General features: G+C 65.4%; 13 protein-coding genes. 6 read left to right on the forward strand and 7 right to left on the reverse strand.

The genetic code is table 11. The features are described from left to right. Both AC5Y2L_RS05960 and AC5Y2L_RS05965 read left to right on the forward strand, forming a co-directional pair. Positions 1–1059: an acyl-CoA dehydrogenase family protein gene (locus AC5Y2L_RS05960; RefSeq protein WP_499932560.1), complete on the forward strand. Its 1059-nt coding sequence runs from the start codon at positions 1–3 to the stop codon at positions 1057–1059. 10 nt (positions 1060–1069) lie between these two features. Then, positions 1070–2254, forward strand: a complete 1185-nt coding sequence (locus AC5Y2L_RS05965) for an acyl-CoA dehydrogenase family protein (RefSeq protein WP_499932558.1) — start codon at positions 1070–1072, stop codon at positions 2252–2254. A 66-nt stretch (positions 2255–2320) separates the two neighbouring features. Here the strand turns inward: AC5Y2L_RS05965 and AC5Y2L_RS05970 are convergent, their stop codons facing one another. The 6 genes from AC5Y2L_RS05970 to AC5Y2L_RS05995 all read right to left on the reverse strand — a co-directional run bounded on the left by AC5Y2L_RS05970 (position 2321) and on the right by AC5Y2L_RS05995 (position 8894). After that, positions 2321–3466 carry a thiolase family protein gene (locus AC5Y2L_RS05970; protein ID WP_499932556.1) on the reverse strand — a complete coding sequence of 382 codons (1146 nt, stop codon included), beginning with the start codon at positions 3464–3466 and terminating at the stop codon, positions 2321–2323. A 52-nt stretch (positions 3467–3518) separates the two neighbouring features. Then, positions 3519–4733: a CaiB/BaiF CoA transferase family protein gene (locus AC5Y2L_RS05975; RefSeq protein WP_499932555.1), complete on the reverse strand. Its 1215-nt coding sequence runs from the start codon at positions 4731–4733 to the stop codon at positions 3519–3521. A gap of 194 nt (positions 4734–4927) precedes the next feature. Further along, positions 4928–6613: an acyl-CoA synthetase gene (locus tag AC5Y2L_RS05980; RefSeq protein WP_499932554.1), complete on the reverse strand. Its 1686-nt coding sequence runs from the start codon at positions 6611–6613 to the stop codon at positions 4928–4930. 42 nt (positions 6614–6655) lie between these two features. Further along, positions 6656–7276 (reverse strand): PaaI family thioesterase, encoded by a 621-nt coding sequence (locus AC5Y2L_RS05985; protein WP_499932553.1) that lies wholly within the window; start codon positions 7274–7276, stop codon positions 6656–6658. Next, complete coding sequence (locus AC5Y2L_RS05990; RefSeq protein WP_499932551.1) at positions 7273–7890, reverse strand: isochorismatase family protein; 618 nt, start codon at positions 7888–7890, stop codon at positions 7273–7275. Before AC5Y2L_RS05990 ends, AC5Y2L_RS05985 begins: the two co-directional genes overlap by 4 nt. Further along, positions 7887–8894, reverse strand: a complete 1008-nt coding sequence (locus AC5Y2L_RS05995) for a Rieske 2Fe-2S domain-containing protein (protein ID WP_499932550.1) — start codon at positions 8892–8894, stop codon at positions 7887–7889. The genes AC5Y2L_RS05990 and AC5Y2L_RS05995 overlap by 4 nt, the downstream gene beginning before the upstream one ends. 89 nt (positions 8895–8983) lie before the next feature. Here AC5Y2L_RS05995 and AC5Y2L_RS06000 point away from each other — a divergent pair, with 89 nt between their 5' ends. From AC5Y2L_RS06000 to AC5Y2L_RS06015, 4 genes are all read left to right on the forward strand, one after another. After that, the gene (locus AC5Y2L_RS06000) at positions 8984–10123 is read left to right on the forward strand and encodes an alpha/beta hydrolase (RefSeq protein WP_499933182.1); all 1140 of its coding nucleotides are present in this window, start codon (positions 8984–8986) and stop codon (positions 10121–10123) included. After that, a complete protein-coding gene (locus AC5Y2L_RS06005; protein WP_499932549.1) occupies positions 10120–10500 on the forward strand; it encodes an ester cyclase in 381 nt (126 codons plus the stop codon). The genes AC5Y2L_RS06000 and AC5Y2L_RS06005 overlap by 4 nt, the downstream gene beginning before the upstream one ends. Then, the gene (locus AC5Y2L_RS06010) at positions 10497–11540 is read left to right on the forward strand and encodes a TIGR03857 family LLM class F420-dependent oxidoreductase (RefSeq protein ID WP_499932547.1); all 1044 of its coding nucleotides are present in this window, start codon (positions 10497–10499) and stop codon (positions 11538–11540) included. The genes AC5Y2L_RS06005 and AC5Y2L_RS06010 overlap by 4 nt, the downstream gene beginning before the upstream one ends. A 95-nt stretch (positions 11541–11635) precedes the next feature. Then, positions 11636–12472 (forward strand): SDR family oxidoreductase, encoded by an 837-nt coding sequence (locus tag AC5Y2L_RS06015; protein WP_499932545.1) that lies wholly within the window; start codon positions 11636–11638, stop codon positions 12470–12472. Positions 12473–12550: 78 nt separating this feature from the next. Here the strand turns inward: AC5Y2L_RS06015 and AC5Y2L_RS06020 are convergent, their stop codons facing one another. Then, positions 12551–14041 carry an acyl-CoA carboxylase subunit beta gene (locus tag AC5Y2L_RS06020; RefSeq protein ID WP_499932544.1) on the reverse strand — a complete coding sequence of 497 codons (1491 nt, stop codon included), beginning with the start codon at positions 14039–14041 and terminating at the stop codon, positions 12551–12553. Position 14042 lies beyond the last annotated feature (1 nt).

Here is a 14042-nt window from a genome sequence, read left to right on the forward strand (position 1 = left end):
ATGGACCGCTTCGAGCTGCGCAGGCAGGACTACAGCCTGTCCGAACATCACCTCGATCTGCAGGCCGCTTACCGGCAGTTCTTCAAGACGCACTGCCCGATCGAAACCGTCCGCGCCGCAGAGCCTTCCGGCTTCGACAAGAACCTGTGGGAGCGGTTGTGCGCGATGGGCGCCTCGACGATGGCGCTCCCGGAGTCCTGCGGCGGCGACGGCGCGACCCTGGTCGACCTCACCTTGGTGGCCGAAGAGATCGGGCGTGTGCTGGCGCCCGTCCCGTGGATCGACCATGTCTGCGCCGCACGACTTTTGGCGCGCCTTTCGGCGCTGGGCGCCGACACCGCCGGGGTGGCTGAGGGAGAGCGACTCGCCGCACTCGATGTCCGAATCGACAGTGTGCAGGGACCGAGGCTGATCCCGACGGGCTCGGTTGCCGATCACATCCTGATCCGGGATGGCGATACGATTGTGCGCCTGAGCTTCGGCACTCGGCCCGCGAAGGTGGACAATATCGGTCGGCTACCGATGGCGTGGGTGGATCCCGCCGCCGCCGACAGCCGTAGCGTGGTCGCCCAGGGAGCCGACGCGCTGGCGAGTTATCAACGGGCACTGGATGAGTGGCGGCTGCTGACCGCGGCGGCCCTGGTCGGCCTGGTCGAGGAGACGATGACAATCGCGGCGGAGTTCGCCAAGACCCGCTACACCCTGGGCGTGCCGATCTCCACGCTGCAGGCCATTTCGCATCCCCTGGCGAACATGGCCATCACCGTCCAAGGTGGACGCAACCTGGCGCGTCGGGCCGCCTGGTTTTTGGACAACGAGCCCGACGAACGGCCCGAGCTGGCGCCATCGGCGTTTGTGTTCATGGCCGAGGAGGCCGCCAGGGCGGCGACGATGGCGGTGCACATCCAAGGCGGCCTTGGGGTTTCCTCGGAAGCCGCCGCGACGGCGTATCTGGTGCGAGCCAGGGGCTGGCCTTTGGCGGGCGGCGATCCGGCCGCGACTGCTCAGCGGATCGCCGAAATTGTGGCCGGCCGGGAGCGCCAGGCCGCGCAGGTTTAGGGGGCGGATCATGGATTTTTCTCGCGTCCAGCTGTCCGACGAGGACCGCGCGTTCTACGACGAGGCGCGAAACTTTTTGGCGACACACATGACCGAGGAGGTTAGGCGTCGCGACCGGGAGACGGGCGACAACTTCGACGAGGGCCTGCACTTGGCGTTCGGCGCCGCGGGCTATCTCGCCGGCGAATGGAAGCCGGCGGCTGAAGGCGGCTTCAGCCGGGTACAGCGGCGGATCTGGGAGCTGGAGAAGCGTCGGGCACACGTGCCGTGGGTGACCTGGGGCACCACCGCCATGGTGGCCCGCTCGGTGGTCAAGTTCGGCTCGCCAGAACTGCAGGAAGAGGTGATGCCGGGGGTCTTCAGCGGCCACATCAGGCTCTGCCTCGGTTACACCGAGCCCGAAGGCGGCTCCGACGTGGCGACCTGCAAGACCCGCGCGGTCCGCGACGGTCAGGGGTGGATAATCAATGGCTCCAAGATGTTTACCACCGGCGCGCATAACTGCCAGTACGTTTTCCTGATCACCAATACCGCGCCCGAGGCGCCAAAGCACAAGAGCCTGACCATGTTTCTGGTTCCGCTGGACTCGCCGGGTATCGAAATCCAGGGCATCCGCACGGTAGACGGCGACCGCACGAACATCGTCTACTACAGCGACGTCCGCGTCGACGACAAGTACCGGCTGGGCGAGGTGAACGCGGGCTGGACAGTGCTACGCGAACCACTCAACACCGAGCACGGCGCCGTCGCGGCGTCACCGGATGGCTTGCAGGACAACTCGATCATGATGCACCAGGCGGGTTCGATGTCGACGGCGGTGGACAAGGCGGCGGCACAAGTGACGCGGTCGGATGCCGAGGGCCGTCGCCTGCTGGACGACCAGTCGGTGGGATACCGACTCGGCCGCAGCGTCGCGCGCATGGAGGCGGCGTTGTCGGCGCCCAACATTTTCGGCCGGGTGGCGATCGCCCAGACGATGCGCGACATATCGCCGGACCTGATGGACTTGCTGGGGGCCGCGTCGGCTCTTCCCTACGGTACCGATGGGGCCGCCGACGACGGCAGCGCCGAATACGTCTATCGCTTCGCGCCGTTGGTGGGCATCTACGGCGGAACGCTGGAGGTGTTCCGCAACATGATCGCCCAGTATGTGCTGGGACTGGGCAAGCCCGCGTACGCAGCGCCGGTCAAGTAGCGCGAGCAGACGCAAAATCCCGTCATTTCAAGCATTTTCGGGTGATTTTGCGTCTGCTCGGCGTGGCTAGGTCGTCAGGATCGTCGCGGCGGCGGTGCCCGGCGCGCCGTAAACCTGAGCGAATCCGGCATGCGGATTCCCGGGGACCTGACGTTCACCGGCCTGACCGCGTAACTGGCGCACCAACTCGTGCACCTGGCGCAGCCCGGACGCACCAATCGGTTCGCCGTTGGCGATCAACCCGCCGTCGGTGTTGACCGGCATCGCTCCGGTGATCTCGGTCGCACCGTCGGCCAACAGCTTCTCCTGCTCGCCGTCGGCGCAAAAGCCGGCCTCGGCCATGTGGATCAGCTCCGCCCCGGCGTCGGTGTCCTGTAGCTGAATGACGTCAATGTCTTGCGGTGTGAGACCGGCCTTTTCGAACGCGGCCCTGGCGGCATAGACGGTTGGCGACACGTCCTCCTCGACCGGTGCATAGGTGGTGTTCACCTCGTAGGCGCCGAAGCGGCGGGTCCGGACCTCGACCGCGCGGACGTAGACGGGCTTGTCCGTGAAGCGATGGGCGATGTCGGCGCGGCACATGATGGCCGCGGCGGCTCCTTCGTCCGGAGCGCAGAACATGTACTGGGTCAGCGGATAGTTCAGCACCGGCGAATTGAGGATGGCCTCTTCGGATATCGGCTTACGGCGAAAAGCATTGGGGTTCAACGCTCCATTGCGGAAGTTCTTGGCCGCGACCTTGGCCAACGTGGCGACGGGGACGCCATGGTCGTGCAGGTAGCGGTTGGCCTTCATCCCGAAGAACTTGGTGGTGAGGTATTGCCCGTTCTCGGCGTACCACCTCGGCATCCCGACCAGCGCCGGGTCTTCCGTGAAGGCTCCGCGCGGGTGTTTGTCCATTCCCACGGCAATGCCGATGTCATAGTCTCCCAACCGGATACTGTCGGCACACACCTTCGTCGCGCTGGCCGCCGTCGCGCACGCATTGAACACATCGGTGAACGGGATGCCCGTCAGCCCCACCATGCCGACGATCGCATCCGGGTTCGCCACCGTCCAGCTGCCGCCGACGGCGAACTGGATGTCCCTCCACTGTAGGCCGGCGTCAGACAGTGCGAGCCGGATGGCGTCGGTGGCCATCTCCATCGCTGACTTTCCCTCAAAGCGGCCGAAGGCATGCAGGCCCACGCCGACGATGGCAACGTCATTCATGAGCGCCGCTCCTCCACATCGCTCTCTTGCTCTGCATCGTCGCCGGCGCGGTTCACGATATGGCTCCCGATTCCTTCAGTTCGGCGATGCGATCCCAATCCATGCCGAGCTCCATCAGGACGGTTTCGGTGTGCTCAGCCGCCTGCGGTGCCCGGCTGGTCTGAAGCGGCTCGTGGTTGAACTGTACGGGTCCGCGCACGACGCGGAACGGTGCTCCGCCCGAGGCGAGTTCGACTTCGGCGATCATGTCATTGGCGATGGCTTGTTCGTCGTCGGCGAGGTCCAGCAGGCTCTGGAATGGTGCCCATTGGCCTTTCATCGACTTCAAGTGCTTCTGCCAGTAGTCAAAAGGCTTGCTGGCGAACGCTTTAGCGATCAACTCGGCGGCCGCTTCGGCGTTTTGCAACAACGGCAGCACCTCGGCGAAGCGCGGATCGTCAGCCGCCTCAGGGATGCCGAGGTGCTCGAAGGTGTCGCGGATGCAGCCGGTCGGGCTGATGATGCACAGGTTGATGGTGCCGCCATCGGAGGTTTGGTAGTTACCCATGAAGGGGTTGACAGACGCATCGACGGAGCCCGGCATGCCGACCCGCATGACTTCGCCACACTCCATGCCCTGCGTCACGCTGGCACCCGCCGCCCACCAGGCCGTGCTCAGCAGTGACACGTCCACCTCGAGGGCTTCGCCGGTCCGCTCGCGATGCAGCAGTGCCGCCGCGATGCCGCCGGCGATGTTCATCCCGCCCATGGAGTCGCCGAAGGCGGGGATGCCTTGTGTCAGTGCGCCGCCCAGCTCCTCGGGCGTCAGCGCGTAACCTATGCCGCTGCGCGTCCAGAACGCCGTGCCGTCGTAGCCACCGACATCGCGTTCGATGCCCTTGTCGCCGTACGCCGTACCTCGGGCATAGACGATGTCGGGGTTGACCGACCGGATGTCTTCGACGTCGAACTTGTGCTTCTGGCGCTGCGCGGGCAGGTAGTTCGTCAGGAACACGTCGGAGGTCTCGGCCAGTCCATAGAGCACTTCCTGGCCCCTTGGGTTGGACACGTCGATGCCGACGCTGCGCTTGCCCCGGTTGGGATGCTCCATCAGGGGATGCCGGTCCGGGTCGACACGGATGCCGCCCATGTTCAGGAATCCGCGTTGGGTGTCACCGCGCTGCGGGTGCTCGACTTTGATGACGTCTGCACCCCAATCGGCCAGGATGGCGCCCGCAGCCGGAACGAACGTGAACTGTGCAACCTCGAGAACCCGAAATCCCGCCATTACCTTGATCATTGCGATCGGACCATCATCACGCCGCAGACCCCGACGGCAGGGAAGGGGTCTGTCACGGGCGTCTGCAGGTCTTCCGAGCGGAACATACTGTCCATCCGCAAGATCGTACTGTAAATCTTACAGTTGACAATATGGCCGATGCTGGCGGTGCACGCCGCCGGCGGCAAACGTGGCCGGGGTAGCTAGCCGCTGACCGCCTGCTCGCGTGCCCACCGGTAGTCGGCCTTGCCTGACGGGCTGCGTTCGATGACCGTCCGGAACACGATCGCTTTGGGAAGCTTGTAGCGGGCCAACGACTTTGCCGCGTGCGCGACCAGCTCGTCGGCGTCGACGCGGGCACCTTCGACGAGCGCGACGACGGCGACGACCTCCTGCCCCCAACGTTCGCTGGGCCGGCCCGCGACCACCACGTCGGCCACCGCGGGATGCGACGCGATCGCCGTCTCGACCTCCTCGGCGAAGATCTTCTCGCCACCGGAGTTGATGGTCACCGAGTCGCGGCCGAGTAACTCGATGTGGCCGTCGGCAAGATGGCGTGCCCGGTCGCCGGGAATCGCGTACCGCACGCCGTCGATCGTCGGGAACGTCTTGGCCGTTTTGGCCGCATCGCCCTTGTAGCCGAGCGGGACGTAGCCGCGTTGGGCCAGCCAGCCGATGCCGTCGTGGCCCGGCGGCAAAATCGCCGACAGGTCCTCGGAGGCCACAAAGGTGTCCGGGCCGGCGTTGAAGGTGCCGGTGGACACCGCTCCCGACATGGACATGTGGTGCATCTGCGCCCCGGTCTCCGACGACCCGACCCCGTCGACGACGACAGCGTTCGGCAGTGTCTCGATCAAGCGCTGTTTGACGTACGGAGTCAACAGGGCACCGCCGTTGGCGACCACGGCCAACGACGATACGTCGGCGACGCCCTTCTCGATCGCGGTGACCAACGGTCGCGCAATCGCGTCACCGACCACCGTCACCACTGACACCCGCTCCCGCTCGATGGTGCGAACCACCTCGTCGGCGTCCAAATGATCCACGACAGAAGGAAAGACGACCGATTGCCCGGTCGTGAGTGCCATCATCACACTCCACTGCGCCGCGCCGTGGATCAGCGGTGGCAAGATCATCAGCTTGGTGCCCCCGCCCTCAGCGCTCCCAGGCAGCGCGGCCACGATCTCGTCGACGGAGCCGAATGGCTGGCCCGTCATGAGGTTTCGCCCGCCGAAGGACGTCATGAAGATGTCGTGCTGCCGCCACAGCACGCCCTTCGGCATGCCCGTCGTACCACCGGTGTACAGGACGTACAAATCGTCGGGCGAGTGCTGCACGGGTGGCGGTGCCGGCGAACTGGATGCCAGGGCTTTCTCGTAATCCACTGCGCCGTATATCAAATCGTGGCCGGAGTCGTCGGCGATCTGTATCAGAACCCGAAGCTGGGGAAGGTCGGGCAGGACTTCGGCTACCCGCGGCGCGAATGCCGCATGATAGATCAGCGCGGTGGCCCCGGAATCGGCCAGCAGATACTGCAATTCGTTCTTGACGTAGCGGTAGTTGACGTTGAAGGGCGCCACTCGGGCTTGAAAACTGCCGAGTAAGCCCTCCACGAATTCGTTTCCGTTGTAGGCATAAAGACCGATCAGATCCTGACCCACCTCATGGCCGGCCAGCGCAGCGCGTTCTCGATGGCAGCCCAGGCCCCGCGAGTGCAGGTATGCGGCAAGACGGTTCGACCTTTCCAGGATCTGCGCGTAGCTGAAGCGCCGGTCCCCCTGGATGACCAGTTCGCGGTCCGGTATCGCGGCCGCGATGGCAGCTGCGACGGCGGGAACGGTGAATTCACTCACGGGATCTCTTTCTGTCGAGCAGACACAAAATCGCACCTCGACGGGTCGTGCGGTGCAACTCTATGCATGTTCGCCACACTACGGTTGGTGGGGTAGCAGCTGGATCATCAGCCCGTTGGCCTCGGTGAGCAGTGTGCCGCCGGCCGATGTCATGGTCGCGTCGATGAAGATCTTCCTGCCGTCGACCTCGGTGATGCGCCCGTTGGCGGTCAGCGGCTGATCAATGGGCGTGATGCTGCGGTAATCGACATGCAGGAAACCGGTGCGGGTCGGCGGGCAACCCGCGGTCGAGACCACCATGCCAAAAAGCCAGTCATAGAACAGCGGGATCATGCCGCCGTGTACCGCGTTATTTCCGCCCACGTGGGATCGGGTGAAGTGGCCCTGCATGGTCACGCCGTCCGTGCCGGATCGGGTGACGGTCCAGGGTGGCAGCAGCGGATGGCCCAATCCGGGCAGCTCGAGGACCCGACCGGCCGGCGCGTGGGCTTCAGAAACCTGATGGCCGTCCAGCCTCGCGCAGGCATCCTCGACGTGCCGGGCCGCCGCGGCCCACATCGCGCTGCCCGGATTCGTCGACACGGTCAGATCCTGCAGGCGGCGCATGGCCGCAACGAACCGGCCCAGTTCAGGGGGAGCTTGCTCGACGGGTTCGACGTGTGGAAATCCGCCCTGGGTTTGCGGCGCTGTGTCGGTCATGAGGCCTGCCAAGCCTGAAGCAGGTCGTCGGTGGTGGTGATGGTGGCCAGCAGCGACAGCGTATTGGCGATCACCGCGGCACCGTATTCGGCCGGTACGCCGGCGACGGCGTCCCGCGGCACGACCACCCGGTACGCGGCGTTGACGGCGTCCATCACGACGTTGGGAATCGCGATATTGAGCGAAACACCCACCACGACAACGGTGGACACTCCAAGATTCCGCAGCACCGCATCCAGGTCGGTACCACCCATCGGTCCCACCCCATGGCAGCGGCTGAGGACCAGATCGGTTGGTGCAGGCCCTAATTCGGGCAGCAATGCCGCTCCGATAGAGCCTGGGGCGATGTCGACGGCATCTCCGATCGCGAAAATCTTGGCATTGTGGTTCGACCCCAGCCCATCGGGGCGGCGCTGGACCAAGCAGTGCACAATGCGCACCCCTGCCGACCGTGCCACCGGCAGCAGTCGCACGATGTTGGGCAGGGCGACGCGGCGTGCTTCCTCGGCCAGCAGCGCCAGCCCGGCATGCGGTCCGATGACGGCACCCTGGCATTCCTGGGTGACGATCGCGGTATGCGTGGGCGCCACGAGTTCGCCAAGTTGCGCGCTCATAATGTGGCGGCGGCGGGCGGTACATCGTAGAACTGCGTCGCCCACTTACGCAGGGCCATATACCCTTTCGCGTCGACCCTGGACAGCGGCGGACGTTCCACGTACCTCTGGTAGCGCCAGATTTGCAGGTCATCGAACACGGTGGACAGAAACTGCTTTTCGATCAACTCGCGCAGCTTTCCGTCGGGCACGTCGGCAGTGTCGCCCGGCATCCGCGGCCACCAGATCGAGTAGAACAGGTCCGAGCACTCGTCATCGACGGGTGTGCAGGTGAAAATCAGCCGATGATTCTGGGCGCCCTCGAAAACGCTGATCGCTCCGCCCAGACCGAACAGGTGGCTGTGGAACCGCAACGCGAGATCGTCGGGGTTGTCGCTATGTGCATCGGGCCAGCCCGCGACGAATTGCCATTCGTGGTCGGCGATCTTCCAGTCCAGTACCCTGGGCGTCACCGTGGCGTGATGTACGTATTCGAAATGCGCGCTGTCGGGAGCGTTTTCGGCGACGATCTGTGGATGCACCGGTTCGTGCTCCGCCCGCCGGGAGAATTCCGGGTACGCCCGGTAGTAGGCCGTCGGATCGGTTTCGAACTGCGGGAACTTGCGGAAGATGTCTGGCATATCCCACTGCGGTTCTTTGCCGTGGGGATGGTGCCACACGAATACGCAGTCGTATTGCTCTCGGACCGGAAACACCCGTAGCGTCAGCGCACGGTTGGGCCGGTCCGGCTGATAGGGGATGTAGCGGTTGGTGCCGTCCGGGCCCCAGCGCCACCCGTGGAAGGGGCATTGGACACAGTCGCCGACGACTTTGCCGCCGTGGCCGATGTGCGCGCCCAGGTGTTTGCAGTGTGCTTCCAGTACATGCAGCTCACCGGATTCGTCGCGGTAGGCGACCAGATCTTCGCCGAAGTAGTGCAGCGGCCGGACCTCGCCGACCGGAAATTCGGGTGACCACCCGACCATGAACCACCCGGTGACCTTCCAGGTGAACGGGACTTTCACCGCTCCGCCTCCGTCGTCAGGCTGATACTAAATCCGTTACAGTATAGATTTCAGCTGGGCGTCCACCCTACCGCAAGGAGTTCATGACCATGTCATGGGTGAACAGGGCTCCGGATATCGCGCGTGACCTGGGCCGCGAGATGGTTCGCGTGGTGCCGCGCACGCTCGCCGGTCTCACCGAATCGACCGGGTGGGTTCCGGCGTCGCCGCGCGGGATTCGTCAGTTCGGCGAAGTCATGCTGGATGAGCTTGTGCTGAGCGGCTTTTCGGTGCTGGGCGGACGTCCGGCGGGGTTGCGGCGGCTGAGTGAGTGCGAGGCGGCGGCAGAGCAGCTTTCGGCGCTGGGCATCGACGACGCACATCGCGAGCCGGCACCGCTTCGGGTGCGCTCAGTACATGGGCGCCGCGTTCCGGGTCTGGGTCCCGGGCTGGCATATGAACGGATGACCTTCGAGCATGACCCGGCATTGCCCGAGACGCTGGAAGCCTTCGGCGGACCGGCGCGGGCGGTGGTGCATCTGTGCCGGCATCTGGACGGTCCGCGGCCCTGGCTGATCTGGGTGCACGGCGCCGGTCAGGGCGGTCCCGAAGACCTGCTGCTCAGTCGAATCGGGCGCATACATCACGGCCTGGGGTTCAACGTCGCGTTGCCGATCCAGCCCGGCCACGGTAGCCGCCGTGGCCAGTGGCCGCGGTATCCGGACACCGACCCGCTGGGCAATGTCGCGGGCATGATGCGGGCGGTGTCCGAGGTTCGTGCCGTCGTGCAATGGGTACGGCCGCAGGCGACTGCGTTGGTGATAGCCGGCGTTTCGATGGGCACCCCGGTGGCAGCGCTGGTGTCGCACTTGGAGCGCGAGGTGGACGCCCTCGCACTGTACACGCCGATCCTCGGGCTGAACGCCATGATCGCGCGCCACCTGGGTCGCTGGGGGACATCTCGCGACGGGTACCGGCAGCTCCTCGAGTCCTCCGTGGTCCGGCAACTGACATCGGTGATAGATCCGCTGCGGGTGGACCCGGCGCCGCCGCCGCACAACCGGCTGATCGTCGGAGCCTGGCATGACCGAATGGCGATGCGCGAGCCGGCGATCGCGCTGCACGAACGCATCGGCGGCGAGCTGTACTGGTATGACGGTGGCCATGTCGGTCATGTGTTCTCCCGACGCGTACTGAAGGTCACCGTGCGGTTCTTGCGGCGGGTAGCCCGCGAGGTGCAGGTCCCATGACGGCGACCTGGACGGCGCGCGAGGTGGTCGAACTCTACAACCTGGTGGTCTGGAACGAACGCAACCTGGATCTGGCGCGGGAGTTGTTCGCCGACAACGTCATTCGGCACGAGGTCGGCGAGGCGCACACTTTGACCCAGGCCCAGGCGGTGCAACGGGTCGCGGACGTGTGGGACCTCTTCGATTCGCTGCATTTCGAGCTGAACATCGTGGTTGCGGGTGACGACGGCGAGCACGTCGCCATCGTCTACGACTCCACGATGACCGCCCCCGACGGCACGAAGACCAACGTCGCCAGCATCGAGGTGTTCCGCGTCGTGGACGGCAAGATCACCGAGGTCTGGAACTGCGGCTACCAGCAAGGAGTGTGGAATTGAGCGAGCGCACGCTCGACGAGTTGGGCTACTACCTGTTGGCCGGCGCGGGCGGCGAGGGACCCGCGACATTGATGGACGAGGCTCGTCGTGGCGAGGAGTTGGGCTTCGGCACCGCGTTCATCTCCGAACGGTGGAATGTCAAGGAAGCGTCCTCTCTGGTGGGTGCTGCCTGTGCGGTCACCAGTCGCATGCAAATCGCCACTGCCGCAACCAATCACAAGACCCGTCACCCGCTGATCACCGCGTCCTGGGCGACCACCATGCACCGGCTCTCCGGCGGCCGGTTCACGTTGGGCATCGGCCGCGGCATCGCAGCGGTGTACGGGGCGTTCGGCATACCGGCGGTGACGACCGCCCAGATGGAGGATTGGGCCCAAGTCATGCGCCGGCTGTGGCACGGCGAGGTGATCTTCAATCACGACGGCCCGATGGGCAAATACCCGGTGCTGTTTCTGGATCGCGATTTCAACGAGGACATTCGTCTGGCACTGGTCGCGTTCGGGCCCAACACGCTTAAGCTTGGTGGCCGAGTTTTCGACGACGTGGTACTGCACACCTACTTCACGCCAGACACGTTGCGGCGCTGCGTCGAAACCGTCAAGGCCGCCGCGGAGAATGCCGGCCGCGACCCGGACAGCGTGCGGGTGTGGTCGTGCTTCGCCACCGTCGGCGACCATCTTCCAGAGGAGCTGCGGCTGAAGAAGACGGTCGCGCGGCTGGCCACCTATCTGCAGGGCTACGGCGACCTGATGGTGCAGACCAATGGCTGGGATCCCGCTGTGCTGCAACAGTTTCGGGAGGACCCGGTGGTGACGTCGATCCCCGGTGGGATCGATCACAAGGCCACGCCCGAGCAGATCGAGCACATCGCGACGTTGATTCCCGACGAGTGGCTGGAGCCGTCGGCGACGGGGTCGGCCCAGCAGTGCGTGGACCGGATCCGGCGTGAGTTCGACTACGGCGCCGACGCGGTGATCATGCACGGCGCGACACCCGACGAGCTCGAGCCGATCGTTGCCGCGTACCGGGCCGCGCCCTAGCGCGAGGGTGCGCAAATGCACGCCAAAAGGCCGATTTTCCGTACATTTGCGCGCACTCGCGGAGCAGGGAACAACAAGGAGAGATAGGAGCTGTGATGTCGCAGTATTTGAAGGACAAGGTCATTATCGTGACCGGCGCAGCCAGCGGCTTCGGCAAACTGATTTCGGAAAAGTGTGCGGCCGGCGGGGCAAAGGTGGTCGGCGTGGACGTCCACGCCGAGGGCCTGAACCAAGTCTTCGAGGGCATCCGGGCCGCTGGTTCGGAAGGCACCGCATATGCCGCCGACGTCACGGACATGGCTCAGCTCAAAGGGGCCGCCCAGCACGCGGTGGACAGTTACGGCGCAATCGACGTGATGGTGAACAACGCCGGCGTCATGCCGCTGGCGTTTTTCGCGGATCACGAACGCGCCTGGGAAAAATGGCACAAGGCGATCGACATCAACATCAAAGGCGTAGTGAACGGCATCTCGGCCGTTTACGACACGATGATTCAGCAGGGCCGCGGTCAGGTCGTCAACATTTCGTCCATCTATGGCAACGCCGGAACCGAAGGCTCCGGCGTCTACAGCGCCACCAAGGCGGCCGTCGACGTGCTCTCGGATTCGTTGCGGATCGAGGCGCAGGGCAAGATCAAGGTGACCACGATCAAGCCGACCGGTGTGCTCGGGACCAATCTGGCCAGCGGAGTCGTCAACGAAGCGGCGGCCATCGGCATCGTCGGGCAAAAAGCCGCCCAGTTCTTCGAGAACGTCGGCAACTTGCAGAAGGGGGCCCTTCGACCCGAGCAGATGGACGTCGACTCGGTGCGGTACTGGCTGATCACGCCCGACGACCTGGCCAACGCCGTGGTACACGTCATCAACCAGCCCTGGGGGATCAACATCAGCGACCTGACGGTCCGCGCGAGCGGCGAGGATTACGTCTACTGACCGGTGGCGCGAGCGTGCGCAGATTGCCGGCTTACCTCGGCGTGTCGCGTACAACCACGCACGTTCGCCGGCAAGAGGTCACGGCATGATGACGGTGCGCATCACCGGTTCGGCGGCGGCTTGCCGGCTGGACAGTCCACGGTCCAGGGCGGCCAGCAGGGCGTCGCGGGTTTCCCGAGGGTCGATGAGTTCGTCGAAACCGAGATGCTCGGCCGATCGGTAGGACGCCTGCAGTTCGGCGTTGCGCAGCTTGACGGATAGATCCTCACCGGCGTGCGACGCGCGCGTCAGCGCCGCGGCACTCATGGCTCCCATGGTGGCACCAGGATACGCGAAAGTTGCTGACTGGTGGTCGAATCCGAGCAGCGACATGACCATCGAGCCAAAGCCATAGGCCTTGCGCAACGTCAGGTGCAGCTTGATGGTGGTGGCTGCCGTTTGCGCGGCGAACATCCGGGCGCCGCTGCGCAATACGCCTTCCCGCTCGGAGCGGCTACCGGGCAGCATTCCCGGGTTGTCGGCAAGGAAGACGATCGGAAGGTGAAACGAGTCGGCCACCATGATGAAATGCGCTGCCTTGTCGGCGGCGTCGGCGTCGATGGACCCGGCCAGCACTTGCGGCTGATTAGCCACCACCGCAACCGGATGCCCGCCGAGATGTGCCAGCGCACAGATGATTGCCTTGCCGAATCGCGGCTGCACCTCAAACCAGTCCGGATCGTCGAACACCACGTCGAGCACCCGGCGCATGTCGTAGACCCGCCGATTGTCGCGCGAGACGATCTCCAGCAACTCCGGCGTCGGGCGCGGGCCGGCCGAGTCGGTCCGTGACGGCGGGTACGACCACGCGCTGGGCGGAAAGTACGACAGGTAACGCCGAATGTCGTCGAGCACGGCCTCGTCGTCGTCGGCGAAATTGTGGATCACCCCACTGGGCATCGACACGTCCGGCCCGCCGAGATCCTCTTTCGAAATCTCCTCGCCGGTGGACTCTTTCACCACGGGCGGCCCGGCAGTGAAGATGGCGCCCTGGCTGCTCATGATCCGGAAGTCGCATACCGGGGCCACCAGGGCACCGTGTCCGGCCGATGGTCCCAGCACCGCGGCGACCGTTGGCACCCGGCCCGAGCACTGCGTCTGGGCGAGCAGGTCGGTGGGGGTGCGCCCGTAGTGCCCGCCGGTCGGGCGAAACCCGGCGCCGTCGAGCAGCATGACCAGCGGGATCCGGTCGCGCACCGCGAGCTCGGCCAGGCGGTAGCGCTTGGAGTTCCCACCTGGCCCGATGCTGCCGGCCAGGGTGGTGAAGTCCTCGGCGCCCACCATGACCGGTACGCCGTTGATACGGCCGGATCCGGTGACGATCGCGTCGGCTGCGATATCGCCACCGACGAGCGTGCCGAGTTCACGGAATGTGCCTGGATCAAGCAGTCGTTCGATGCGGGCCCGGGCGTCGAGTTTGCCCTTGCCGCGGTGCTTCTCAAGCCTTTCCGGGCCGCCCATCCCGCGTGCCTGCTGACGGCGGCGGGCGAGGTCGGCCAGCGTCTCCTCCCAGTCCGGGGGTTTGGCCATT

It is taken from the genome of Mycobacterium sp. NGS66, assembly GCF_059812225.1.